This window comes from Streptomyces sp. NPDC037301, from assembly GCF_055602785.1.
In genome coordinates this window covers 18,508-42,843 of the sequence record NZ_JBVJWD010000004.1, presented here as the reverse complement: position 1 = coordinate 42,843, position 24,336 = coordinate 18,508, and the positions used below count along the sequence as shown (strand labels likewise).

At 68.3% G+C, this 24,336-nt stretch carries 22 protein-coding genes and 1 tRNA gene; 7 read left to right on the top strand and 16 right to left on the bottom strand.

Annotated features, from left to right (window positions below; genetic code table 11):
• Window positions 1-113 precede the first annotated feature (113 nt).
• From ACZ7IB_RS08915 to ACZ7IB_RS08895, 5 genes are all read right to left on the bottom strand, one after another.
• Window positions 114-1,013, bottom strand: coding sequence for an LLM class flavin-dependent oxidoreductase (locus ACZ7IB_RS08915; protein WP_470910574.1), 900 nt, complete (start codon window positions 1,011-1,013; stop codon window positions 114-116).
• 92 nt (window positions 1,014-1,105) lie between these two features.
• Window positions 1,106-1,648 carry an RNA 2'-phosphotransferase gene (locus tag ACZ7IB_RS08910; RefSeq protein ID WP_470910570.1) on the bottom strand — a complete coding sequence of 181 codons (543 nt, stop codon included), beginning with the start codon at window positions 1,646-1,648 and terminating at the stop codon, window positions 1,106-1,108.
• A gap of 165 nt (window positions 1,649-1,813) precedes the next feature.
• The gene (locus tag ACZ7IB_RS08905) at window positions 1,814-2,791 is read right to left on the bottom strand and encodes a MerR family transcriptional regulator (RefSeq protein WP_470910568.1); all 978 of its coding nucleotides are present in this window, start codon (window positions 2,789-2,791) and stop codon (window positions 1,814-1,816) included.
• The gene (locus ACZ7IB_RS08900; protein WP_470910565.1) at window positions 2,788-4,560 is read right to left on the bottom strand and encodes an SDR family oxidoreductase; all 1,773 of its coding nucleotides are present in this window, start codon (window positions 4,558-4,560) and stop codon (window positions 2,788-2,790) included. Before ACZ7IB_RS08900 ends, ACZ7IB_RS08905 begins: the two co-directional genes overlap by 4 nt.
• The gene (locus ACZ7IB_RS08895) at window positions 4,557-5,408 is read right to left on the bottom strand and encodes a M24 family metallopeptidase (protein WP_470910563.1); all 852 of its coding nucleotides are present in this window, start codon (window positions 5,406-5,408) and stop codon (window positions 4,557-4,559) included. Before ACZ7IB_RS08895 ends, ACZ7IB_RS08900 begins: the two co-directional genes overlap by 4 nt.
• A 289-nt stretch (window positions 5,409-5,697) precedes the next feature.
• Between ACZ7IB_RS08895 and ACZ7IB_RS08890 the strand changes: the two genes are divergently transcribed.
• From ACZ7IB_RS08890 to ACZ7IB_RS08865, 6 genes are all read left to right on the top strand, one after another.
• A complete protein-coding gene (locus tag ACZ7IB_RS08890; protein WP_470911157.1) occupies window positions 5,698-6,687 on the top strand; it encodes an ABC transporter ATP-binding protein in 990 nt (329 codons plus the stop codon).
• Window positions 6,677-7,585, top strand: a complete 909-nt coding sequence (locus ACZ7IB_RS08885; protein ID WP_470910560.1) for an ABC transporter permease — start codon at window positions 6,677-6,679, stop codon at window positions 7,583-7,585. Before ACZ7IB_RS08890 ends, ACZ7IB_RS08885 begins: the two co-directional genes overlap by 11 nt.
• Window positions 7,582-8,493, top strand: a complete 912-nt coding sequence (locus tag ACZ7IB_RS08880; RefSeq protein ID WP_470910557.1) for an ABC transporter ATP-binding protein — start codon at window positions 7,582-7,584, stop codon at window positions 8,491-8,493. The genes ACZ7IB_RS08885 and ACZ7IB_RS08880 overlap by 4 nt, the downstream gene beginning before the upstream one ends.
• 30 nt (window positions 8,494-8,523) lie before the next feature.
• On the top strand, window positions 8,524-9,243 hold the full coding sequence (locus ACZ7IB_RS08875) for an ABC transporter permease (protein WP_470910555.1): 720 nt from the start codon (window positions 8,524-8,526) through the stop codon (window positions 9,241-9,243).
• Window positions 9,244-9,563: 320 nt separating this feature from the next.
• Window positions 9,564-10,259, top strand: coding sequence for a hypothetical protein (locus ACZ7IB_RS08870; RefSeq protein ID WP_470911155.1), 696 nt, complete (start codon window positions 9,564-9,566; stop codon window positions 10,257-10,259).
• Between the two features lie 309 nt (window positions 10,260-10,568).
• A tRNA-Ser gene (locus ACZ7IB_RS08865) sits at window positions 10,569-10,656 on the top strand.
• 75 nt (window positions 10,657-10,731) lie between these two features.
• On the opposite strand, the gene ACZ7IB_RS08860 is transcribed toward ACZ7IB_RS08865, so the two are convergent.
• The 9 genes from ACZ7IB_RS08860 to ACZ7IB_RS08820 form a co-directional block, all read right to left on the bottom strand.
• Window positions 10,732-11,529, bottom strand: coding sequence for an HAD family hydrolase (locus ACZ7IB_RS08860; RefSeq protein WP_351255658.1), 798 nt, complete (start codon window positions 11,527-11,529; stop codon window positions 10,732-10,734).
• The gene (serS, locus tag ACZ7IB_RS08855; RefSeq protein ID WP_470910553.1) at window positions 11,526-12,803 is read right to left on the bottom strand and encodes a serine--tRNA ligase; all 1,278 of its coding nucleotides are present in this window, start codon (window positions 12,801-12,803) and stop codon (window positions 11,526-11,528) included. The genes ACZ7IB_RS08860 and serS overlap by 4 nt, the downstream gene beginning before the upstream one ends.
• Window positions 12,804-13,413: 610 nt before the next feature.
• Window positions 13,414-14,349, bottom strand: a complete 936-nt coding sequence (gene pheA, locus ACZ7IB_RS08850) for a prephenate dehydratase (protein WP_470910551.1) — start codon at window positions 14,347-14,349, stop codon at window positions 13,414-13,416.
• 27 nt (window positions 14,350-14,376) lie between these two features.
• A complete protein-coding gene (gene efeB, locus ACZ7IB_RS08845) occupies window positions 14,377-15,690 on the bottom strand; it encodes an iron uptake transporter deferrochelatase/peroxidase subunit (RefSeq protein WP_470910549.1) in 1,314 nt (437 codons plus the stop codon).
• 8 nt (window positions 15,691-15,698) lie between these two features.
• Complete coding sequence (locus ACZ7IB_RS08840) at window positions 15,699-17,657, bottom strand: copper resistance CopC/CopD family protein (RefSeq protein ID WP_470910547.1); 1,959 nt, start codon at window positions 17,655-17,657, stop codon at window positions 15,699-15,701.
• Between the two features lie 17 nt (window positions 17,658-17,674).
• Complete coding sequence (locus ACZ7IB_RS08835) at window positions 17,675-18,121, bottom strand: copper chaperone PCu(A)C (protein WP_470910545.1); 447 nt, start codon at window positions 18,119-18,121, stop codon at window positions 17,675-17,677.
• A complete protein-coding gene (locus ACZ7IB_RS08830; RefSeq protein ID WP_470910543.1) occupies window positions 18,118-18,771 on the bottom strand; it encodes an SCO family protein in 654 nt (217 codons plus the stop codon). The genes ACZ7IB_RS08835 and ACZ7IB_RS08830 overlap by 4 nt, the downstream gene beginning before the upstream one ends.
• Before the next feature lie 46 nt (window positions 18,772-18,817).
• Window positions 18,818-19,546 (bottom strand): YcnI family copper-binding membrane protein, encoded by a 729-nt coding sequence (locus ACZ7IB_RS08825; RefSeq protein WP_470910541.1) that lies wholly within the window; start codon window positions 19,544-19,546, stop codon window positions 18,818-18,820.
• Between the two features lie 166 nt (window positions 19,547-19,712).
• Window positions 19,713-20,516 (bottom strand): hypothetical protein, encoded by an 804-nt coding sequence (locus tag ACZ7IB_RS08820; protein WP_470910538.1) that lies wholly within the window; start codon window positions 20,514-20,516, stop codon window positions 19,713-19,715.
• Window positions 20,517-20,775: 259 nt separating this feature from the next.
• On the opposite strand from ACZ7IB_RS08820, the gene ACZ7IB_RS08815 reads away from it, so the two are divergent.
• Window positions 20,776-21,303: an ATP-binding protein gene (locus ACZ7IB_RS08815; RefSeq protein ID WP_470910535.1), complete on the top strand. Its 528-nt coding sequence runs from the start codon at window positions 20,776-20,778 to the stop codon at window positions 21,301-21,303.
• A 56-nt stretch (window positions 21,304-21,359) separates the two neighbouring features.
• Here the strand turns inward: ACZ7IB_RS08815 and ACZ7IB_RS08810 are convergent, their stop codons facing one another.
• Together ACZ7IB_RS08810 and ACZ7IB_RS08805 are read right to left on the bottom strand one after the other, a co-directional pair.
• Window positions 21,360-22,823 carry an aminopeptidase P family protein gene (locus ACZ7IB_RS08810; RefSeq protein ID WP_470910533.1) on the bottom strand — a complete coding sequence of 488 codons (1,464 nt, stop codon included), beginning with the start codon at window positions 22,821-22,823 and terminating at the stop codon, window positions 21,360-21,362.
• Window positions 22,824-22,958: 135 nt separating this feature from the next.
• A complete protein-coding gene (locus ACZ7IB_RS08805; protein WP_470910531.1) occupies window positions 22,959-24,287 on the bottom strand; it encodes a PP2C family protein-serine/threonine phosphatase in 1,329 nt (442 codons plus the stop codon).
• Between the last annotated feature and the right edge of the window lie 49 nt (window positions 24,288-24,336).

Below are 24,336 nucleotides of genomic sequence, written 5' to 3'. Positions count from 1 at the left end.
ACATGCCTTGTGCATATGCCAGTGGTTCCCGAGCGACACTGTCGGGCCGACCGGCGCTCGTGGCCGTCAGGTCGGCGGTCGAGCCGGGTCCGTCAGTAGCCGAGCGGGGTCTGTCAGCGGCCGAGTTGGGCCAGGCCCTCGGTGGCGATGCGCTCGAAGACCTTCTCGTCCGCCGCGAAGTCGGAGTCCGGGATCGGCGAGTGAATGACGATCTCCGTGAAGCCCAGTGCGAAGTGGGTGCCCGCGAAATCCACGAAGGCGTCGAAGGACTGCAGCGGGCGGTCCGGCGTGAAACCGGTGAGAAGGATCTTGTCCAGCTCGCCGACATCCCGGCCGATGGACTCGCAGGCCGTGCCCAGCTTGGTGAGCTGCCCGCGAATGGCCTCGACGGACTGCTCCGGGGTCCCCGCTTCGTACAGCTTCGGGTCGCCCGTGGTGACCCAGGCCTGGCCGTACTGCGCGGCGAGCTTCATCCCGCGCGGCCCGGTGGCGGCCACTGCGAACGGCAGCCGGGGCCGCTGCACACAGCCGGGGATGTTCCGGGCCTCGTTCGCCGCGTAGAACCGGCCTTCGTATGTCACCGAGGGCTCGCGCAGCAGCTGGTCGAGCAGTGGTACGAACTCATCGAAGTGGTCGGCCCGTTCGCGCGGGGTCCACGGCTCCTCGTCGCTCCGGCGCAGCGTCGTGGCATCGAAGCCGTTGCCGCCCGCGCCGATGCCGAGGGTGACGCGTCCGTCGGAGACGTCGTCCAGCGTGATGAGGTCCTTGGCGAGCGTGACGGGGTGCCGGAAGTTGGGAGAGGTGACGAGGGTGCCCAGGCGCAGCCGCTGGGTGGCGGCGGCCGCGGCGGTGAGGGTCGGTACCGCGCCGAACCACGGCCCGTCGCGGAAGGTCCGCCAGGCCAGATGATCGTAGGTGTAGGCGGCGTGGAACCCCAGCTCTTCGGCGTGCTGCCAGGCCTTTTGGCCCTCGCTCCAGCGGTGGATGGGCAGAATCACAGTGCTCAGACGCATGACTACGACCTTACGGGTCCGAAAACCGGTGGGCGTCTTCGTGGAAGCACACCGCCCCTCGGTGGGACCGGTCGTGGGATCAGCCGCCGGGATCAGTCGCGGAAACGCAGGAATGCGGGCGGTACGGCAGCGGTGAGCCAGACTCCGTTGGCGCTGACATAGAAGGTGTGGCCCGCGCGGTGCATCGCGGCCGCGTCCACCGACAGGACGACGGGGCGGCCGCGCCGGGCGCCGACCCTGGTCGCCGTCTCACGGTCGAGCGAGAGATGCACGTGTGTGCGGGCCATGGGGCGCAGACCCTCGCTGCGGATCGCGTCCAGCACGCGGCCCACCGTGCCGTGGTAGAGGTACACGGGCGGCTCGGCCGGCGGGAGAGCGAGATCGACCGGGACGGTGTGGCCCTGGCTCGCACGAATGCGGCCGTCCTCGACGGCGAAGCGCTGCTTGTCGTTGGTGGCGACGACAAGGTCGAGTTCGGCCCGGCTGATGGGGAAGTTGTTGCGGGCCGTGGCGCGCAGCAGTTCGTCGATCGTCACCCATCCGTTGGCGTCGAGCGTGATTCCGATCCGCTCCGGCTGGTGTCGCAGGTGTTTCGAAAGGTATTTGGACACCTTGATGGTGCGTCTGTCGTCCATCCCGTCAGAGTGCCCGCGGCGGTCGTTCACTCGCATCCGGATTTCACCCCGCTTCACTACAGCAATTTTATTCGCTGTAGCAATTTTCGTCCACAGGTTTGATCCACAACCAACGTGGCTTATCCACAGGTCAATTGGCGATTCTGTGGACAAGTCACTGAAGAATCAACCACTTTGGGTAATATGCGTTACTTCATCAGTGGGTGAGACAAGTGCATCCAATGTCCTTGATTGCACCTCGCGTTCTGCCGCTGCCGCGACGAAGGCGGACACGTTCTCCGGACCAACCAGTCGTTCTACGGAGCGGATCGTCTCCGATGACAGATCCACCTGGCGCGTCGTGGGGGTCGAGGCCTCCGAGGCGAGCGGGGTGTCGGAGCCGAGGTGGTGCCGCAGATGCCGGGTGGCGAACGTCCTCATTGCACGCGCCAGTTCGGCATCCACCGTCTGCTGAGCGAGTGGACGCAGCCTGCGCACCATGGCGGCCGCTTCTGCCGCGTCCGAGTCCGTCGGCGGGCGATGACCGAGATAGCGCGCGAAGACGTGCTCCGTGGTGAACTCCAGGAAGCGCGAGGCGATGTGCTCGACCTGGCCGCGAAGTGTCCTGAGATGGCCCGAGATTGCGCTGAGCGGTACACCGGCTGCATACAACTCGACTGCCACTGCCAGCTCTTGAGGGCTCGGAACCAGGAACTCGTCGTCCCGTCCCGGGATGCGTTCGAGTACGCCGAGCTCCACCGCCTCGGCGACCGCCTCGTCGTCCGGGCTGCCGCCGAACCTGGTGTTCAGCTCGGACCGGGTGATCCGGTCGGCCTGCTCGTCCGTCCAGGGGCCGTGCACCTCGGCGACGAGCCCGAGCACCCCGCCCAGGCCACGGCCCGTGTCCCACGCCTCCAGGAGTTCCTTGATACTGGCCAGGGTGTACCCGCGATCCAGCAGATCGGCGATCTGCCGGAGGCGGGCGAGGTGGGTGTCCCGGTACACATTGGCCCGGCCGCGCCGTTCGGGCGTCGGCAGCAGGCCGCGGTCCTGGTAGGCACGGATCGTACGGACCGTGGCACCGCTCGCATGCGCCAGGTCCTCGATCCGGTACTCGGTGACGGACCGGCCGGCCACCGCCGACGACTGCCCGGGGCCACTCACAGCGGCGGCTTCAGCCGGGCGATCCCGCGCAGCGCACCGGGACTGAACCGGGACAGGAACCGGGCGCCGCGGGCCTCCGGTGTCACCGGCACGACGGCCTGGTTGCGCATCACTGCCTTGAGGATCGCGTCGGCGACTTTCTCCGGCGGATAGTTGCGCAGTCCGTACAGCCGGCTGGTCCGCTTCTGCAGACGCTTCTCCTCCGCGGCGTCGGCACCCGCAAAGTGCGTCGTAGCGGTGATGTTCGTGTTGACGATGCCGGGACAGATCGCGCTGACCCCGATCGACCGGTCGGCGAGCTCGGCCCGCAGACACTCGCTGAGCATCAGCACGGCCGCCTTGGAAGTGCTGTAAGCGGGCAGCGCCCGGGAAGGCTGATAGGCGGCGGCGGAAGCCGTGTTGACGATATGGCCGCCCTGGCCGCGTTCGGCCATCTGCTTGCCGAAGATCCGGCAGCCATGGATGACACCCCACAGATTGACGTCGAGGACATTCTTCCAGTCCTCGCTCGTGGTCTCCAGGAAGGAGCCGGACAGGCCGATCCCTGCGTTGTTGACCAGGACGTCGACGATGCCGTACTCGGTGGCGACCTTCTCGGCGAGTTTCTCCATCGCCTGTTCGTCACTGACGTCGACCGCTTCGCCCCAGGCTGCCGGGGAGCCGATCAGCCGGGCCATCTCCGCCGTCCTGGCCGCTCCCTCCGCGTCCCGGTCCACGGCCACCACCCGTGCGCCCGCCTCGGCGAAGGCGAAAGCGGTGGCCCGCCCGATGCCGCCCGCCGCGCCCGTCACAAGGACCAGCTGTCCGCCGAACCGGTCCGCGTACTCCCCGGTCGGCGCGGTGTTCTGCACCGGCCGGCCGTCCTCCCGCGCCGCCTCGTTGGCTGCCACGAACTCACTGATCCAGGAGGCGAGCCGGTCCGGCCTGGTGCGCGGCACCCAGTGCTTGCCCGGCAGGGAACGGCGTACCAACTGGGGGGCCCAAAGGTCCAGTTGGTCGTACAGCTTCTCCGAAAGGAAGATGTCGCCGGTCGGCGTGATCAGCTGGACCGGTACATGTGCATAGGCGTCGGTACGGGGCCTGCGCAGCCGGGCCCGGACGTTGTCGCGGTAGAGCCAGGCGCCGTGCGCCGCATCGTCGGGCAGGGAGGGTGTCGGATAGTCACCCGCGGGCACCTTCTCCAGTCGCTGGAGAATCCACGGCCACTGCTTGCCGAGCGGGCCGCGCCAGGCGAGCTCGGGCAGGATCGGCGTATGCAGCATGTAGACGTACCAGGACTTGGCGCCTTGGCCGAGCAGCTGGCCGACCCGGCGAGGGGTGGGCCGGTTCATCCGCTGCTTGATCCAGTGCCCGAAATGGTCCAGGGAAGGCCCGGACATCGAGGTGAACGAGGCGATCCGGCCCTCGGTCCGCTTGACCGTGACGAACTCCCAGGACTGGACGGACCCCCAGTCGTGCCCGACCAGATGTACCGGCCGGTCCGGGCTCACAGCGTCGGCGACGGCCAGGAAGTCATCGGTGAGCTTCTCCAGGGTGAAGCCGCCGCGCAGGGGTGCCGGCGCTGAGGAACGGCCGTGCCCGCGCACGTCGTACAGCACGACGTGCCACTGGTCGGCCAGTTGCCTGGCGACATCCGTCCAGACTTCCTTGCTGTCCGGGTAGCCGTGCACGAGGACGATCGTCGGCCGTCCCGCGTCGCCCAACTCGGCGACACACAGCTCGATTCCGCCCGTACGCACCCGGCGCTCGCGCGCTCCCGGCAGGCTCATGCCGCCACCCTCTCCTCGGCCCAGCGCCGCACATGCGGCAGATCGTCGTCCAGCCAGAAGGCGCTCTGTTCGGGGTCCTTGGAGTCGGTGACCACCAGGATCTCCTCGAACTTGGCGCCCGTACCCCGGAATCCGAGGTGGGGTTCGACCGCCCACAGCCCGGGCTGCGGCGGATGGTCGGAGAAGCGGTATGGACTCCACAGCGGCGACCAGCCGTCCCGGTGTCTGTGCAGTGCGTCGCTCATCAGACCCTTGAGCGACTGGGTGCCGAAGCCGAACACACTGGGGGACCAGCGGTGCTCGGCGACGCGGTCGATCTTGTGGGCGATGACGCCGAAGGGGTAGGCGCGATGTCTGTTGACGTAGCCCTGCTTGATCATCAGGCGTTCGACGTCCTCGTAGATCTCGCGCAGCGAACGCCGCTTGCGCACCTCGCGCAGAATCAGCTCACGGTGGACTTCCAGATCGGCCAGGAGCTTGTCGTGCAGGGGACTGAGCCCGAGACAGCCGGAGTAGCCGATGTCCGCTGTGAAGCCCTTGTACACCGGGGCCATGTCGAGGATGAACGGCATCCCCGGCTCCAGCTTCCGGTTGGTCGGGAAGAACTGCAGGGGTATTTTGAAGCCGGCGAACGCCGTGCGGTCCCCGAACCAGGCGAAGGGGAGGTGGAACCAGTCCCGCACCCCGCGCTCGCGCAGCCAGTCGCGCTGCATGCGGGCGGCCTCGCGCTCGGTCACCCCCGGCGTGAGCCGTGCGGCGACCGCCTCGGCGCAGTCGTAGGCGAGACGTTGTACTTCTCTGAACCCCTGCAGCTCCGGGGCCGGTTCGTCCTTCACTGCCGAGGCCATGCCACCGTCCGTTCCCTGCCGTGTGCGGTACGTGCCCGTAACGTGACACCGATGAATGTGACAATGTCCGGCGACTACGTCAAGAGATGTGCGGAGACCTGTGGACAATCCGGGTCGGCCCTTTCTCCGCCCTCCGGGCTCCCCCCCGTGGTGGCCCCCTACGGGGCCGTACGCCTGGAGTCTGATGCGGATCCAGCCGCCAGGGCTGACGACCGGTGTGGTCCGCGCCACTATCTTCGAAGGCGTGACTGTGATCGCGACCGAAAGCCTGAGCAAGCGGTTCCCCCGGGTGACCGCGCTTGACCGGCTCTCCCTGGACATCGGACCCGGTGTGACCGGCCTGGTGGGTTCCAATGGAGCCGGCAAGTCCACATTGATCAAGATCCTGCTGGGTCTGTCTCCTGCCACTGAAGGCCGGGCCGCGGTGCTCGGACTCGATGTCGCCACCAGTGGCGCCGCCATCCGGGAACGGGTCGGCTACATGCCGGAGCACGACTGTCTGCCGCCGGACGTCTCGGCCACCGAGTTCGTCGTCCACATGGCGCGGATGTCCGGACTGCCGCCGACGGCAGCGCGCGAGCGCACCGCCGACACACTGCGCCACGTCGGTCTGTACGAGGAGCGCTACCGCCCCATCGGCGGCTACTCGACCGGCATGAAGCAGCGCGTGAAACTGGCCCAGGCACTGGTCCACGACCCGCAGCTGGTCCTGCTCGACGAGCCGACGAACGGCCTCGACCCGGTCGGCCGCGACGAGATGCTCGGGCTGATCCGCCGCGTACACACGGACTTCGGCATCTCGGTCCTGGTCACCTCGCACCTCCTGGGCGAGCTGGAACGCACCTGCGACCATGTCGTCGTCATCGATGGCGGCACACTTCTGCGCTCCAGCTCCACCAGCGACTTCACGCAGACCACCACGACCCTCGCGGTCGAGGTCACCGACAGCGACACCCACCCGGACGGCACCGATGCGCTGCGTCAGGTCCTCACCCGGGCCGGCGTCAAGCTCATGGGCCACGACGGTCTCGATGGGCAGGGGCTGCCCGGTGCGGGCCACATCCTGCTGGTCGAGGCGACCGGCGAGGAGACGTACGACATCGTGCGCGACAGTGTCGCCGGGCTCGGGCTCGGTCTCGTACGGATGGAGCAGCGGCGCCACCACATCGCCGAGGTCTTCCGTACCGAAGAGGCACCGCACGCCGCAGCCGTCACGCAGACCGTGTCCGCGGTTGTCGGGGCCGTACAGCAGAAGGGGAGCGGTCGTGATGAGCACTGAGACCGGAGCCGTGAGCGGGAGCGAGACCTCCCGGATCCACAACATCGGGTACCGCTCCTACGACGGCACGCGGCTGGGCCGCAGCTATGCGCGGCGCTCGCTCTACTCGCAGTCCCTGCGGGGTTCCTTCGGACTGGGGCGTTCCGCGAAGTCCAAGGTGCTGCCGATGCTGCTGTTCGGTGTGATGTGCATGGTCGCGGCGATCATCGTCGCGGTCGCCATCGCCGTCCCGGGGGCCACGGCTCTGCCGATCAAGTACACGGCGTTCGCGATCTATCTGCAGGCCGTCATCGGACTCTTCCTCGCCGCGCAGGCCCCGCAGTCCGTCTCCCGTGACCTTCGCTTCAAGAGCGTGCCGCTGTACTTCTCGCGGCCGATCGAGCGGGTCGACTATGTCGTCGCGAAGCTGACGGCCATGGCGTCCGCGCTCTTCATTCTCACCGGGGCGCCGCTCGTCATCCTCTATGTGGGCGCACTGCTGGGGAAGTTCGACTTCGCCGAGCAGACCAAGGGCTTCGCACAGGGGCTGGTTTCGGTGGCGCTGCTGTCTGTGCTCTTCGCCGGACTGGGCCTGGTGATGGCCGCGCTGACACCGCGCCGCGGTTTCGGTGTCGCCGCGGTGATCGCCGTACTGACCATCTCCTACGGCGCGGTCTCCACAGTCCAGGCCATTGCCTGGCAGACGGGTTCAGCGGGGGCCATCGAGTGGCTGGGGCTCTTCTCCCCCATCACGCTGATCGGTGGTGTACAGACCGCGTTCCTCGGGGCCAATTCGGCCTTCCCCGGAGCGGAAGGCCCGGGGGCTGGGGCCGGCGTGGTCTATCTGTTCGTTGTTCTCGCGCTCGTCGCCGGCTCGTACGCCGTACTGATGCGCCGCTACCGGAGGGTCGGGCTGTGACCACCATCGAGATCGACCACACCTCGCGCTGGTTCGGCAATGTGGTCGCCGTCAACGACGTGAGCGTGACGGTGGGCCCGGGCGTCACCGGGCTGCTCGGCCCCAACGGCGCGGGAAAGTCCACGCTGATCAATATGATGGCCGGTTTCCTCGCCCCGTCGACCGGCACGGTCACGCTCGACGGCCGGCCGATCTGGCGCAATGAAGCGGTGTACAAGGAGATCGGGATCGTGCCGGAACGGGAAGGGATGTACGACTTCCTGACCGGCCGCGAATTCGTCGTCGCCAATGCGGAACTGCAGGGACTCGGCGATGCGGCGGCGCAGAAGGCGCTGGCCACGGTCGAGATGGAGTACGCGCAGGACCGCAAGATCTCGACGTACAGCAAGGGCATGCGCCAGCGCGTGAAGATGGCGTCCGCCCTGGTCCACGAACCGCCGGTGCTGCTGCTCGACGAGCCGTTCAACGGGATGGACCCGCGCCAGCGGATGCAGCTGATGGCGCTGCTGCGGCGGATGGGGGCGGAGGGCCGTACCGTGCTCTTCTCCTCCCACATCCTGGAAGAGGTCGAACAACTCGCCTCGCACATCGAGGTGATCGTGGCGGGACGGCACGCGGCATCCGGTGACTTCCGGAAGATCCGCCGGCTGATGACGGACCGACCGCACCGCTATCTCGTACGTTCCAGCGACGACCGCGCCCTTGCAGCCGCGCTCATCGCCGACCCGTCGACGGCCGGTATCGAGGTGGACCTGGGCGAACAGGCCCTGCGTATCCAGGCGGTCGACTTCGGACGCTTCACCGAGTTGCTGCCGAAGGTCGCACGTGACCACGGAATCCGCCTTCTGACCGTTTCGCCGTCCGATGAGTCCCTCGAATCGGTCTTTTCCTATCTCGTAGCGGCCTGAGTAGTGGCCTGAAAGGAGCTGTGAAGCGTCATGTACGACCCCACAGTCGCCCGGCTCACCTACCGGGCCCTGCTCGGCCGGCGCCGGGCCGCCATCCTCTTCGTCCTGCCGGCGCTGCTGGTGATCATCGCCGTGGCGGTACGGGCGTTCGCCGGAGCCGATGACCAGGTCGCCTCGGATGTGCTGGGCGGCTTCGCCATCGCCACGATGGTGCCGCTGATCGGCGTGATCGCCGGAACCGGCGCCATCGGTCCGGAGATCGACGACGGATCGATCGTCTATCTGCTGGCCAAGCCGGTGAAGCGGCCGACGATCATCTTCACCAAGCTGATCGTGGCCATCGCCGTCACGATGGTCTTCTCCGCACTGCCCACGCTGATCGCGGGGCTGATCCTCAACGGAAACGGCCAGCAGATCGCGGTGGCTTACACCATCGCGGCGCTGGTCGCCTCGATCGCGTACAGCTCGCTGTTCCTGCTGCTGGGCACCGTCAGCCGGCACGCGGTCGTCTTCGGCCTCGTCTATGCGCTGGTGTGGGAGGCCCTGTTCGGCACTCTGGTGCCGGGGGCACGCACGCTCAGCGTTCAGCAGTGGTCCCTCGCGGTTGCCGAGAAGGTCGGCGGGGCCGGCGCGATCACCTCCGATGTCGGACTGCCGGTCGCGACGGTCCTGCTGGTGGTGGTCACGGTGGTGGCGACCTGGTACGCAGGTCAGAAGCTGCGCACACTGAAGCTGGCCGGCGAGGAGTGATCGGGGGTTCCCCCGGATACTTCTGCCGTGCTCCGTTTCTGATCACTTCGATCGTCGTCAACCCTCGCCTCCTGGGCGGGGGTTGACGCATTTCGGACAGTAGTACGCGTAACTGTACGGTTATCGGTTCGTTGTGCAGGGTGCGTGGAGGCGACTGGAATCTGTGGCGTCGTAGCTTTCGTGAAATCAGGGATTGCCGATGCCGGTGAGGGAGTACCCGCCGGGTCGGTCACCGAGTGAGTGGCAACCGTGAGCGTCCTCCGCCTTTCAAGCCCGGACGGGGCTGTCCATCGTCGGTTTCACGATCGGAAGGCATGTCCATGCCCATGGAAGTCGCCCTGCTCGAATCGCGTGCGCTGCGCGTCGAGCAGATGGGGCGCGTCGACGTCCTCGACAAGGTCAAGAGCCTTGTCATGCTGCCGGACGGAATTCACCTTCGCACAGAGGATGTGGCTCGTTACTTCGAAGTATCCACAGAAGTCATCAAGAAGGTCACCCAGCGGCATCGAGCCGAGGTCACAGAGAACGGACTCAGGCTGCTTCGCGGCTCTGAGCTGCGGGAATTCCATAGGGACATGTTGTCCCTATGGAGCAGTGAGGAGGTCGAAAGTTATCCACAGGCCGTCACTCAGCTCACCCTCTACACCCGCAGGACCGTGCTCAACGTCGCGATGCTTCTTCGCGACAGCGACATCGCCCGATGCGTCCGTACGTATCTGCTCGACGCCGAGCAGGACCTGCGCGCGGGCTACGCCGCGCTCGAACACCGCGTCACCCGGGTCGAGAGCTGCCTCGCAGGAGTGGGCAGCGCGCTTCAGGAGCTCGGGCCCGTCCTCAACCGGATGTCGCACCGGCTCGACAGCCTCGACCGGAGGGTGGACATCACACATCAGGTAGTCGGTGCCATGAGCGTGCGGCTGGGCCACCTGTCCGAGGACATCGTCCGTATCGACGGAAGGATGGATGATCTCGCCCGCCACCTGAAGGATCTGGGCCGCCGCAACAAGCAGCGCTGATCCGAAGGCCGTTCACGGCCTTTCGGTACTGCCCGGAAAACGGGTGGCACCGAAAGGTCGTTCCGGTCACAGTAGTTGGTGCAGCACACGCCGGAACCGGCGCAGCACGCCCCGACAGCAACAGCCGCACGCCGACATGCACGCCACAGGCCGGGAGAGGAGCGCGACGATGACCGAGAGTCCGAGTCCGTCGAGTTCCCAGCAGGGCGGGCCCGAGCCGGCACCGGAGTAGTCACCCACGACTCCGCCGTGCCGATCGGAGCAGAGGATGCCCGGGGCGGTTTCTGCGCATCGTGCGGCCGCCCTCCCGGAGGATTGGCCGAGTGGAAAGGCAGCGGCTTGCTAAGCCGTCGTCGGGGCCGTGAACCCCGCGCGCGTTCGATCCGCGCATCCTCCGCAACAGCAGTGTGGGGTACCAGTACGAGTGGAGCAGCCGTTCCAACTGCCCGCGCCCGTACCTCCGCCCGTACGACTAGAGCAGCCGCTCCAGCACCACAGCGATGCCGTCGTCCTCGTTGGACGCGGTGATCTCCTGGGCCACGGCCTTCAGATCCTCATGCGCATTGGCCATCGCCACACCCCGCTGTGCCCAGGCGAACATCGGGATGTCGTTCGGCATGTCACCGAAGGCCAGAGTGTCAGCGGCCTTCAGACCCAGCCGGCGCGCGGCCAGCGAGAGTCCGGTCGCCTTGCTCAGCCCCAGCGGCAGGATCTCCACGACACCAGGACCGGCCATGACCACGTCGACCAGGTTGCCGACGGCCGATCGCGCGGCCTTCGCCAGTGCGTCGTCGTCGAGATCGGGATGCTGGATGTAGACCTTGTTCAGAGGCGCCGACCACAACTCGGCCGGGTCCTCCGCGAAGACAGCCGGAAGCGGCCCTTCCTGTACGCGGTAGCCGGGGCCGACCAGCACTTCGCCGTCGAGCCCGTCGCGGCTCGCCGCCAGCGCCAGCGGGCCGACCTCGGCCTCGACCTTGGACAGCGCGAGACCGGCGAGCTGCCGGTCCAGCGTCAGCGAGGTCAGCAGCTTGCGCTCACCCGCGTGGTAGACCTGCGCGCCCTGGCCGCAGACCGCGAGCCCCTCGTAACCCAGGTCGTCCAGGATGTGCCGGGTCCACGGGACAGCGCGACCGGTGACGATGATGTGCGCGGCACCGGCCGCGGTGACCGCGGCCAATGCCTCACGGGTGCGCTCGGAGACCGTGTCGTCGTTACGCAGCAGAGTGCCGTCGAGATCGGTCGCGACGAGCTTGTACGGAAAGGTCACTTGGCGACCGGCTCCAGAACCTCGCGCCCGCCCAGGTACGGCCGGAGCACCTCGGGCACCCGTACGGAGCCGTCGGCCAGCTGGTGGTTCTCCAGGATCGCCACGATCGTGCGCGGTACGGCGCACAGCGTGCCGTTCAGCGTCGCCAGCGGCTGGACCTTCTTACCGTCGCGCATCCGGACGGACAGACGGCGCGCCTGGAAACCGTCGCAGTTCGAAGCGGACGTCAGCTCGCGGTACTTGCCCTGCGTCGGGATCCACGCCTCGCAGTCGAACTTGCGGGAGGCCGAGGCCCCCAGATCGCCGGTGGCGACATCGATCACCTGGAACGGCAGCTCGAGAGCGGTGAGCCACTGCTTCTCCCAGTCCAGGAGCCTGCGGTGCTCGGCCTCGGCGTCCGCCGGGTCGACGTACGAGAACATCTCGACCTTGTCGAACTGGTGGACACGGAAGATGCCCCGGGTGTCCTTGCCGTATGTACCGGCCTCGCGGCGGAAGCACGGTGAGAAGCCCGCGTACCGCAGCGGCAGCTTGTCGGCCTCGATGATCTCGTCCATGTGGTATGCGGCGAGCGGGACCTCGGAGGTGCCGACCAGGTAGAAGTCGTCCTTCTCCAGGTGGTACACGTTCTCCGCGGCCTGGCCGAGGAAGCCGGTGCCCTCCATGGCGCGCGGGCGGACCAGCGCGGGCGTCAGCATCGGGACGAAGCCGGCCTCGGTGGCCTGCGCGATTGCCGCGTTGACGAGGGCGAGCTCCAGCAGCGCGCCGACACCCGTCAGGTAGTAGAAGCGCGAACCGGAGACCTTGGCGCCACGCTCCATGTCGATGGCGCCGAGCTTCTCGCCGAGCTCCAGGTGGTCCTTGGGCTCGAAGCCCTCGGCCCCGAAGTCACGGATCGTGCCGTGTGTCTCCAGGACGACGAAGTCCTCCTCGCCACCGACCGGCACGTCCTCGTGGACGATGTTGCCGAGCCGAAGCATCAGGCTCTTGGCCTGGGCGTCGGCCTCGTCCTGTGCCGCGTCGGCCGCCTTGACGTCGGCCTTCAGCTGCTCGGCCTTCTTGAGGAGCTCGGCACGCTCCTCGGGCGAAGCCTTGGGGATGAGTTTGCCGAGCGATTTCTGCTCGGAGCGGAGTTCGTCGAAGCGGACGCCGGACGACCTGCGCCGCTCGTCGGCGGAGAGAAGGGCGTCGACGAGCGCGACGTCCTCTCCACGGGCGCGCTGGGAGGCGCGAACACGGTCGGGGTCCTCACGGAGCAGGCGAAGGTCAATCACCCCTCCAGGCTACCGGTGTGCGCTTCTCCAGCTCGAACCGATATTGCCAAGCGTGTCACTTTGCCCGAATTGCCTGAATTGGTAATGCTGGAGGGTATTACGTGGCCGAGTTGATCTCGATCGTCAATGAAAAGAGTTTATTCGCCTAAATGGGGCAGAAGGTATCGGCCATCTTGACGCATCCGCCTTGCCTGGAAGGGGAGTTGGGCATCACTTGTCCACAGGTGTTGACGCTCCCCAAAGTTATCCACAGGCTGTGAGGAAGATCTGTGGACATCGGAAAAGATCATTCCGAAAGCCGCTTGGGGGCTCACGGATTCCCCGTTCAAACCCACTTCAGACGCTCGTTCGGGTGGGAATTCGCCGCCCAAAAGAGTTGATCAATGGAATTCGGGTGACACGGGGCAACCTGGGCGACCTACCGACTTGTGGATGCGTCTGGGTCGACTGGAGCGATATGTCGACCATGTCGCATTGGAGTGTCGACTTGTCCCCAGGTCGAGAACCACCCCTGTGGATAACTCTGTGGATGATGAAAAGCGGTAGATAGCACCGGCGGCTCGGGGCGCACCAGCCCCGGGGCGCACCAGCCGACAGTCCCGGACCGCCGTCAGCCCCGGCCGTCCAGATTGCGGGCCAGCCAGTCGGAGGCCTCCGTGAACTCGGCGTCCGACGTCCCCGCCCGCAGTGGTCGTACATCCTGCAACGCCACCCCGGCCCGCGGGTACGAGCCGAGGAACCGTACCTTCGGGCAGATCCGCTTCAGCCCCATCAAGGCCTCGCCGACCCGGCGGTCCGCGATGTGCCCCTCGGCGTCCACCGCGAAGCAGTAGTTCCCGATGCCGGCTCCGGTCGGCCGCGACTGGATCAGCATCAGGTTCACCCCGCGCACCGCGAACTCCTGGAGCAGTTCGAGCAGCGCACCGGGGTGGTCCTCGCCCAGCCAGATGACCACCGATGTCTTGTCCGCACCCGTCGGCGCCGCCGGCCGTGCCGGGCGGCCCACCAGGACGAAGCGGGTCTGCGCGTTCACCGCGTCATGAATATCGGTCACCAGCGGTTCGAGACCGTAGGTCGCCGCCGCGAACTCACCGGCGAAGGCGGCGTCGTACCGTCCCTCCTGCACCAGCCGGGCACCGTCGGCGTTGGAGGCCGCCGACTCCCATACGGCGTCCGGGAGATGGGCGGCCATCCAGTTGCGCACCTGCGGCTGCGCGGCCGGGTGCGCGGTGACCGATTTGATGTCGGACAGCTTGGTGCCCGGCCGCACCAGCAGCGCGAAGGTGATGGAGAGCAGTACCTCGCGGTAGATCATCAGCGGTTCGCCGGTGGTCAGCTCGTCGAGCGTCGCGGTGATGCCGCCCTCGACGGAGTTCTCGATCGGTACGAGCGCTGCCGCGGCGGTCCCACTGCGTACCGCGTCCAGAGCCACCGGTACGGAGACCATCGGGACGAGTTCGCGGGTGGCGGCTTCCGGGAGCGTACGGAGGGCGACCTCGGTGAAGGTGCCTTCAGGGCCGAGATATGCGTAGCGCGTGGCGGACATACCGTCACCCTAATGTGCTCCGGTCTCTCAGGACTCCAGTAGCCGCTGACCCACGTATTCGCCGTTCGCCGCACCGCCCGGCACCGCGAACAGGCCGCTGGCCTCGTGCCGGATGAACGGCGACAGGGCATCGCCGCGGTCCAGCTTGCGCTGCACCGGAACGAACCCCCGCAGCGGATCCGCCTGCCAGCAGATGAACAGCAGCCCGGCGTCCGGAGTGCCGTCCGCCGAGATGCCGTCGTGGTACGAGAAGGGGCGCCGCAGCATGGCCGCGCCGCTGTTCTTCTCGGGGGAGGAAATCCGGGCGTGGGCGTTGTCCGGGATCAGGAGTTTGCCGTCGGGGCCAGCCTTGTCGAGGTCCATCGCGGTGGTCTCGGCGCCACCGCTCAGCGGAGCGCCGTCCCTCTTGCGGCGCCCTATGACCTGCTCCTGCCGTTCCACCGGGAGCTTCTCCCAGTCGTCGAGCAGCATCCTGATCCGCCGAACGACCGCATACGAGCCGCCTGCCAGCCAGTCGAACTTCGTATCGGTCCCGGCCGGTACGAAGATGCGCCGGTCGAAGTCGCTCTCGGCGGGCTTCGGGTTACCGGTGCCGTCTATCTGGCCCATCAGATTGCGGGCGGTCATCGGCTGCGCGGTGGCGCCGGGGGATCGGTTGAAGCCGTTCATCTGCCAGCGGACCCTGGCGGCCGGGGCGGCCTCCTTCTGCACGGCACGCAGCGCGTGGAAGGCGACGAGAGCGTCGTCGGCGCCGATCTGTACCCAGAGGTCACCGTTGGAGCGCTTGGCGTCGATGTGGTCGGAGGAGAACGGCGGCAGCGGGTCGAGTCCCGGTGGGCGGTGGCTGACCAGGCCGGTGCGCTCGAAGAAGGTGCGGCCGAAGCCGAAGGTGACGGTCAGCGAGGACGGTCCGGCGTCCAGCGCGATCCCGGTGTCATGGGCGGCGCCGTCCGCCGCGCCGCTGTCGGCGGCTTCGCCGGCCATCAGGCGCCGGGCCACGGCCGACCATCGACGCATCAGGGCAGCCGCTTCCTTCCGTCCCGCACCGGGCGCCAGATCGAAGGCGACGAGATGGCCGCGGGCCTGAAGCGGAGTGGTGATCCCCGGTTGATGTTTCCCGTGAAACATCACCTGGGTGGAGCCGACCGCGGTCAGAGCGGTCGGCTCGTCGGTCCGGGTCGCTGCATAGCCGGTCGCGCCGCCCGCCGCACCCAGTACCAGCCCGGTCGCGCCGGCCGCGCCCGCACTGCCGAGCAGCCGCCTCCGAGAGATGGCGCCGCGGCCACGGGCTTTGTCGTCCCCGCTGCCTGCGGAGGTCTTCCTGTTGCTGTTTCCGCTCACGATCCTGCTCAGCCGATCTTCACGTTCTTGTCGATGGTCGTCTGATCGATGTCCGACGTACGCACGGTCACCGCGACCTTCCAGTCGCCCGCCATCGGGATCTGGACGTTGCTCGCGGTCCAGTGGCCCTCGGTGAGCCGGACAGGGACGACGGGGAGCGGGCCGATGTCCTTGGACCCCAGAGTGAAGGCGAGCTTCAGCTCGGGGACGTCCATGGCCTTGCCGTCGATGCTGTTGATCCAGATGTGGAGTTCATTGGCACCGGTACGGGCGGGGTCGATATCCATCCGCACCGTTCCCTTGCCGTTCTTGCCGCCTGTGTCGAAGGGCAGCGTCAGATTGACCGGGCCTTCGGTCGCGGGGGCGGCTGCCGCCGTCGAGGCGCGGGCCGCCTCTTCCTCGGTACGTCCCGGCTCGGTCGAGGTCAGTACGGTCGTCACGGCCAACAGCGCCACGGCGACCCCTACTTCCGCCAGCACCGAACGGCGGAGGCCGGACCGGTCGGGGTCGGCATCGCGGATCCGCTTCTTCTCGGCGGTGGCCACGGCGGCCCTCTGCCGGGCGAGCTGGGCCGCCCGCGCGGGGTCCTCGGCCACGGCGTCCGATGCACCCGGGGCCGGGGACTCCTCGAATTCGACTTTGTCCCTGGCGTCGGCCCGGAGCTCCGCTCCCTCCCCGCCGGTTCCGCTCGTGATCAGCCGTGCGGTCCAGCGACGCGAGATCCAGGCGATCCCGACCAGGACGCCAACGAGCCCCACCTTCACGAGCAGCAGCTGCCCGTACCCGGTGCCGGTGAGCGCGGACCAGGTGCCGACCTGGCGCCAGGACTGGTAGATCCCGGTTGCGGTGAGTACGAGCACGCTGCCGAACGCGATGCGGGAGAAGCGCCGCACGGCCGCGGCTTCGATGTCCGGTGTCCGGTACAGGGCGACCAGCAGGGCCGCCAGCCCGCCCAGCCAGGCCGCGACGGCCAGCAGATGCAGCACGTCGACCGGCATGGCGATGCCCGGCTGGATCCCGGTCGAGGCGTGTTCGGCGAGTGCCCAGGTCCCGGAGATCCCGGCGGCGATCACGGTGCCGCCGATGGCCAGACCGAAGGTGAGGTCCTTCTTCTCGCGTTCGTCCTCGCGCTTCGCATACGCCCCGAACAGCACGGCGACGAAGAGTGCGGAGGCGCCGAGCAGCAGCAGCCGGGATACGAGTGCCGCCCCGGGCTTGGTGTCGAGCACGGCCTTCAGACCGTCGAGGTCGAAGGCGTCCGCGAGCTTCCCGGAGCCGGTGTACGGGTTGCGCAGGAGCAACATGGCCAGGGTGGCCGCGGTGAGGGTCATCCAGCCGCGTACGACCAGGCGTTGCAGGGGGCGCGCACCCGCCCCGCGCTGCCAGCAGGCCAATACGAAGGCGGCGCCGCCGGCCAGCAGGATGAAACCGGCGTATGCGGCGTAGCGCGCGATGCCGTAGAGGGTGCCGACGAGGCCGCCCCCGGCCTCGTCCGTCGGGAGGGCGACGATGGTCTTGGAGGGGGCTCCGACGGAGAAGGTGAAGGCGCCCGAGACGGGGTGGCTGTCCGCGGAGACGGCTTGCCAGGCGACGGTGTACGTACCGTCGGGCAGCCCGGTGTGCAGTGAGACGCCGTACTTCACGGTGGAGCCGCTCTGCAGATCACGCGGTGCGATGCCGGTGTCGGCGCGCTTGCCGCCCGGGTCCAGGACCCTGATGGAGTCGTCGCCCATGGCGACCTGCTCGGAGAAGGTGAGAGTGACTTCCTTGGGAGCGGTGTCGACCACCGCCCCGTCCTGCGGATCGCTCCCGGTGAGCGCGGCATGCGCGGACGCGGGGCCCGCGCCGCCCAGCAGCAGGCCGAACACCATGCCGACAAGGGCGGCGAGGAGTGCGGCCGCGGCGAGTGGGCGGCGTGGCGCGTGAGTGGACGGGGACGGTCCGAAGTGCGGGGCGGTGGCTGTCATGGCGAGTCAGTCCCTCACTACTTCTTCGGGTTGTGGGTGGTCTCCTTCACGGGAAGGTCGACCTTTATCGGGTCGGCCTTCTCGAAGTGCAGCTCCACGGACACCTTCTCGCCCTGCTTGGGCTGCTGCTTGAGCTTCATGAACATGATGTGGTTCCCGCCGCGTTCCAGATCCAGCTCGCCGCCCGCGGGCACCTCGAAGGACGTCACCATGCGCATCGTCTGGTTCTTCGTCTCGTGGATCGTGACGTCGTCCGAGAGCGGGCTGGTGACCGAGGTGAGCCGGTCGGACGTGCTGCCGCTGTTCTTGACGACGAGGAAACCGGCCGCCATGTCGCTGACGGGCTGAGGCATGAACGCGCCGGTCACCTTCAGCTCGGGCTTGCTGTCCGAGGACGAGCACCCCGCCAGTGTCAGCCCGGCGGTGAGGGCGATGACGCCGGCGAAAGTGGTGCGGCGGTTCACGGAGTCTCCCCCTTGATGATCTTGGGGAGGTCCTTGGTGTAGTCGTCGGGCGAGGTGTCCTCGCTGTATATGAGGTACCCCTTGTCGGTCTTCGGGGAGAACGCGATGACCTGGGAGCCGTGCATCGAGGTGATCGTGCCGTCCTTCTCCTTCTTCGGGGCGTCGATCCCGATGCCGGTCTGGCGCGCGCCCGCCTGGATGGTCGGGAAGTCGCCGGTGAGGCCGATGAAGGAGGCGTCCTGGGCCTTGAGCCAGCTGCCCAGTGAGGCCGGGGTGTCCCGCTCGGGGTCGGTGGTCACGAAGACGACCTGGAGCTTGTCCTGGTCGGCCTTGGGGAGGGACTTCTTGGCGATGGCGATGTTGCTCATGATGAGCGGGCAGACGTCGGGGCAGTTGGTGTAGCCGAAGTAGATCAGCGTCGGCTTGCCCTTGGTCTGCTCACGGAGGTCGTACTTCTTGCCGTGGGTGTCGGTGAGGACGAGGTCGGGCTTGGTGAACGGCTGGTCGAGTACCGTCGCGGCCTTGGTCTTGGCCTGGACGGACACATCGGCGACGGGCTTCTTCGCGCCGTCGTCGCTGCTGCCGCAGGCGGACACGGTGAGTGCGGCCGCGGCGACGAACGCCGCGGCCAGCACCGTTTTCTTACGCATGGAGCACTGATTCCTGGTGGGTCGGTGGGACTGATGGGGCTGTGGGTCAGGCGGTGCGGCGGCGGCCGGCGAGGATGCCGAAGGTCACCCCCGCGGCGCCGATGACGATGCCGACGATGCCGAGGACGCGGGCCGTGGTGTCACTGGAGGACTCGTCCGACGCGGCCGTCGTCTGCTTGTCCGCTGCCTTCGCGGTGGCGCCGGCGGCCGCGCTGTGCTCATCGGCGGTCGCCGCGGTCAGCTTGAGGACCGGTGCCGGGCTCTCGGGCTCGGCGGCGCCGTCCTTCTGCTCCTCGATCCAGCGGACGACTTCCTTGTTGTCGTACGTCTGGATGGCCTTGAACACCAGCTGGTCGGCGTCCTCGGGAAGCTGGCCGATGGAGAGCGGGAACTGCTGGAAGTCGCCCGGGCGGATGCCGCGCTCGTCCTTGTCGCCCTTGGCCGTCCAGGTGACCTTGGAGACGGCCTCGTTGATCTTCTGGCCGTGCATCTCGAGCGGCTTGGCCAGCTTGCTCTTGGTGACCTCGATGTCCCAGCCGGGCACGGCCTGCGGCATGACGGAGGCCAGCGGGTGGTCGGTCGGGAAGTTGACCTCGACCTTGGTCGTCGAGGCGTCGTCGCGCTCGTTGGGGACCTTGAAGTTGACGGTGGCGTAACCGCCCTTGGCGGCCTCGCCCTGGGGTTGCACGCTGACGTGCGCGGAGGCCGTACCGGCGAGGATCAGCACGGTGGACGCGGCGATGCCGCCGGCGAGGGCGATGCGGGAAACGTTCATGACAGGTATCTCTCCACAGAAGCACGAAGGAAAGGCGGTCCGGCGCGCGGGTGCGCGACGGCATCGCGACACCTCTACCTCACGTGCGGCGTGCGTACGCCTACTCGCATGGCACCGGGTGGGTGCGTGAGTCGAGTCGTGTGTGCATCGAGTGGAGGGTGTCGCGTCAGGCTGCGAGTGCGTATACGGGTGGCGGCCCGCGCCTGATCACCATGTGCTGCAAGGGGCCCCCGGTGGCCGGGGCCGGGGCGTCGACTGCGGTACGGGGGGTGCGCGGCCCGGTTGCCGGGCCTCCGGGAAGTCCGGCGCGCAGGGCGTTCACGAGCGCGAGCGCGGCGCGCAGAGCACGCAACCGGGCTCCGGCCGCGATCTGCTGGGCGCTGTGCGCGGAGAGCCGGGCCAGCCGGAACAGGGCGATCTCGCCGCGTCGCAGCAGCCAGCCGGTGGCAACGGCGGCCAGCAGGTGGCCGAGCAGCATGGGCAGGCTGGGCAGCATGCCGGCAAGGGCGGTCGGGTCCGAGCCGGTTGCGGAGGGCATCTGCTGGTGTCCGCCGGCCGTCACCGACGCCGGGTCGATGCCCGCGGCGGTGACGATGCGGTGCGCTTCGGCGGCGTTCAACTGCGCGGGTCCCATGCCGCACACGAGACTTGCCGCGAACCGGATCAGTGAGTCGTCGCCCGCCGCGGTGTTCGTCGAGGTGGTGTGCGCACCGACGCCGAAGAGGGTGTGAAGGGCGATCTGTCCGCCGGCCAGCACGGCGGCGATGGACGGCAGTGAGCGCTCGCGTCCGGCGAGCGGTGCCGTCACCGCGAAGATCCCCAGGAATCCGGCGAGCAGGGTCCACCAGGGGACGGCTGCGCAGGAAGCCAGGGAGTGACCTGCCGCGGACAGCGCGACACAGACCGCGGTGAACACCGCGGCCCTCAGGAGCCGCAGACCGGCTCCGGCGCGCGCGACAGGCATAGACATGGCGGGGTCATCATCGCACCGTGCTTCGGGCCTCCGTACGGCAGGTCCGGAAGGTCACCTTCCGTCCGACTGGATGCGGGCCGTGGCCGCTGCGACCGGTTTGGACACCGGTCGGGGCCATCGGCCGGGTCTGGCATACACGGGTGTACGGAGTGCTGGTATCCGCCGAATGAGCGGTCTCACATCCGGTCTGTGCTTACGAACGGTCCTGCGCGGCAATACGTATCGGTATGTCGAGCCGCAGCCAGGAGGCTGGAGCATGAGCATCTGGTGGTCCCTCCATTTGCGGCGCGAGGCTGCGAGCGTTCCGCTCGCCCGTCGTTTCCTGCTGGGCGCGATGGAGACCGCGGGCGTGGATCCGGAGATCTCCTTCGACCTTTCGGTCGCGCTCAGCGAGGCCTGTGCCAACGCTGTTGAGCACGGCGGTGACCACAGGGTCCAGGGAGAACAGAGCGTCGGCCGGGATCTGTGGGACGTATGGGACGAGCCCGCAGGGACGGCCTGTGGGCAGTACCGGGTCACCGCCTATCTGGACGGCGAGAAGTGCCGTATCGAAGTCACCGATTCGGGGCCCGGTTTCCCCGCCCGGCGCGCGCTGCGCACTTCCGCGCAGCAGCACGATCCCCAGCTGTACCCGTCGCTCAGTGCGGAGGACGGCCGGGGTCTCTGTCTGATCGAGCAGCTTGCCGATCACGTCCACTTCGGCAACCGTCCCGGCCGTGGCGCCGTGGTGACTTTCGACAAGGTCCTGAAATGGCGGAAGGGCGCCCTGCTCATGGTGTCCTGAGCGGGGCGCCCTTCGAAGCGCGGAGGTCCGTCGCCGGACCTGCCGGACGTTCCGGATCAGCCCTTGAGCTGAGCCATCCACGCCTCGACCTCGTCGGCCCGGCGCGGCAGCTTGTCGGAGAGGTTCCGGTTGCCGTCCTCGGTGACGAGGATGTCGTCCTCGATCCGGACGCCGATGCCCCGGTACTCCTCGGGGACGGTCAGGTCGTCGGTCTGGAAGTACAGACCGGGCTCGACCGTGAGACATACGCCGGGCTCAAGCGTTCCGTTGACGTACGTCTCGGTGCGCGCGGCGGCGCAGTCGTGGACGTCCATGCCGAGCATGTGGCCGGTGCCGTGCAGCGTCCAGCGGCGCTGGAGGCCCAGCTCCAGGACCTTGTCCACGGACAGGTCGCCCAGCAGGCCCCACTCGACGAGCTTCTCGGCGAGCACGCGCTGCGCGGCGTCGTGGAAGTCGCGGTAGTCGGCACCGGGCTTGACGGCTGCGATGCCCGCTTCCTGGGCTTCGTACACGGCGTCATAGATCTTCCGCTGCAACGGCGTGAACGTGCCATTGATCGGAAGGGTGCGCGTCACGTCGGCGGTGTAGAGGTCATCGGTCTCCACACCGGCGTCGAGCAGCAGCAGCTCGCCGGAGCGCACCGCGCCGTCGTTGCGCACCCAGTGCAGGGTGGTGGCGTGCGGGCCGGCCGCGCAGATCGAGCCGTAGCCGATGTCGTTGCCCTCGATGCGGGCGCGCAGGAAGAAGGTGCCCTCGATGTAGCGCTCGCTCGTCGCCTCGGCCTTGTCGAGAACCTTGACGACGTCCTCGAAGCCGCGTGCGGTGGCGTCGCAGGCCTTCTGCAGTTCCGCGACCTCGAAGGCGTCCTTGACCAGTCGGGCCTCGGAGAGGAAGACGCGCAGTTCCTCGTCGCGCTCCGCGGTGACCTTGTCGGTCAGCGCGGCCTCGATGCCGGCGTCGTGGCCGCGGACGTTACGGACCGGGCCGGTGGCCTCGACCAGCGTGGCCGGGAGCTCGCGCACATCCTTCGCCGGGATGCCCAGCAGCTGCTCGGCCTCGGCGAGGGAGTGGCGGCGGCCGACCCACAGTTCGCCCTGGCCGTCGAGCCAGAACTCGCCGTTCTCGCGGTTGGAGCGCGGCAGCAGGTGGATGGTCGCCTCGTGCCCGTCCTGGGTCGGCTCCAGCACGAGGACGCCGTCCTGGGTCTGGTCGCCGGTGAGGTACGCGTACTCGGTGGAGGCGCGGAAGGCGTACTCGGTGTCATTGGAGCGGGTCTTCAGCTTGCCCGCGGGGATGACCAGACGCTCACCGGGGAAGCGCGCGGAGAGCGCGGCGCGGCGGGCGGCGGTGTGCTCGGCCTGAGCGATGGGTTCGAGGCCGTGCAGCTCGGTATCGGCCCAACCGGACTTCATGTTCGCGGCGAGTTCATCGGAGACGCCCGGGTACAGGCCGTTCTTCCGCTGCTTGACCGTCTCTTCTTCTTCGGTCTCCGGGTTCTCCGGGGTGAGCTCCTCAGCCACGATTTGTCTCTCCTTGATACGACACTGGACCCCGTCCATCGTACGGGCGTACGGAAGGGGGCACAGGGCCGGAAGACCTGTTACGCGGCCTGGCCGCGGCGGGTTGCACAGCGCAGTCGGGGCGGGCCGGCCGGCTCAGTCGAAGCGCGCGGCCAGAATGACCACGTCCTCCGTGCTGTTGCCCTGGTCGAGCCCGTTCGGCAGCACGGTCCGCAGCACATGGTCGGCAACGGACCCGGCGTCGTCACGCAGCGCCTTCGGTACGCACGCCGCCGCCGTGTGGAGCCGTGCGAACGCCCGGTCCATCGAGTCGCCGGTGCGGCGCAGCAGCCCGTCGGTGTAGAGGAGCACGGTCTCGCCGGGCGCGGGAGTGATCTCCACGCTGGGCGCCTCCCAGCAGGCGAGCATGCCCAGCGGTGCGGAGACCGAGGTCTCGATGAACTCGGTGCGCCGGTCGCCGATCACGAGCGGCGGGGTGTGGCCTGCGCCGGCCAGCAGGATCTTGCGGCGGGCGGGTTCGCAGTAGGCGAACAGGGCGGTTGCGGAACGGGCGGGTTCGGTCAGCCGCAGCAGCAGTTCCAGATCCGAGAGCACGGCGACCGGATCCTCGCCCTCCATCACCGCGTACGCCCGCAGACCGGCACGCAGCCTGCCCATGGCGGCCAGGGCGCTCGGGCCGGAGCCGCTCACCGAGCCCACGGCGAGACCGAGCGCACCTTCCGGCAGGGCCAGCGCGTCGTACCAGTCGCCGCCGCCCTGCGGTGCCGTGCGATGGCGTGCGGCCAGCTGTACGCCGGTGACCCGGGGCAGTCGGCTGGGCAGCAGCTCCTCCGTGACGGTGGCGACATCTGCCCTGGCCCGCTCCAGCTCCAGCAGCCTGGCCAGATGCTCGCCGGCGTATCCGGCGTAGAGGCCGATGAGATGGCGCTGGCGTTCCAGTGGTTCGGCGGGTTCGTCGTACAGCCAGACGGCGGCGCCGAGTCTGCCGGTCGCCTCGGCGGTGAGCGGCAGGGCGTAGCTGGCGGCGTATCCGAGCCGGGCGGCGACCTCGCGGCGGCGGGGATCCAGGCTGGTGTCGCCGAGCAGATCGGGGGTGGTCTGTGCTCCTTCGGCGTCCGGGAGCCCTTCCAGGATCCGGCCGTAGGAGGTGGCGCTGCGTGGCACTGTCTCGATGTGCCCGAGCTCGGCATGGGCGAGTCCGAGGCCGATGGTGCTTACGGGGCCGCGGTGGTCGGACGGTTCGAAGACGACCAGACCGCGGCGGGCACCGACCAGGGCGGCTCCGGCGTCCAGCAGTTCGTGCAGCGCGTCGTCGAGCGTGCTGGTTCTGGCCAGTCGCTCGGTGAGTTCGTGCAGCGTGGTGAGGTCGGAGACCCAGCCGGCCAGCCGGTCCTGGATGAACGCTCCGGGGGCGGCCGGTACTTCGGACAGAGAACCGGCAGTGTGCGCTGAAACAGGAACCATGGGATCGATTCCAGCCACTTTCGGCAGGTGCGGGGCGCTCATGGCAGTC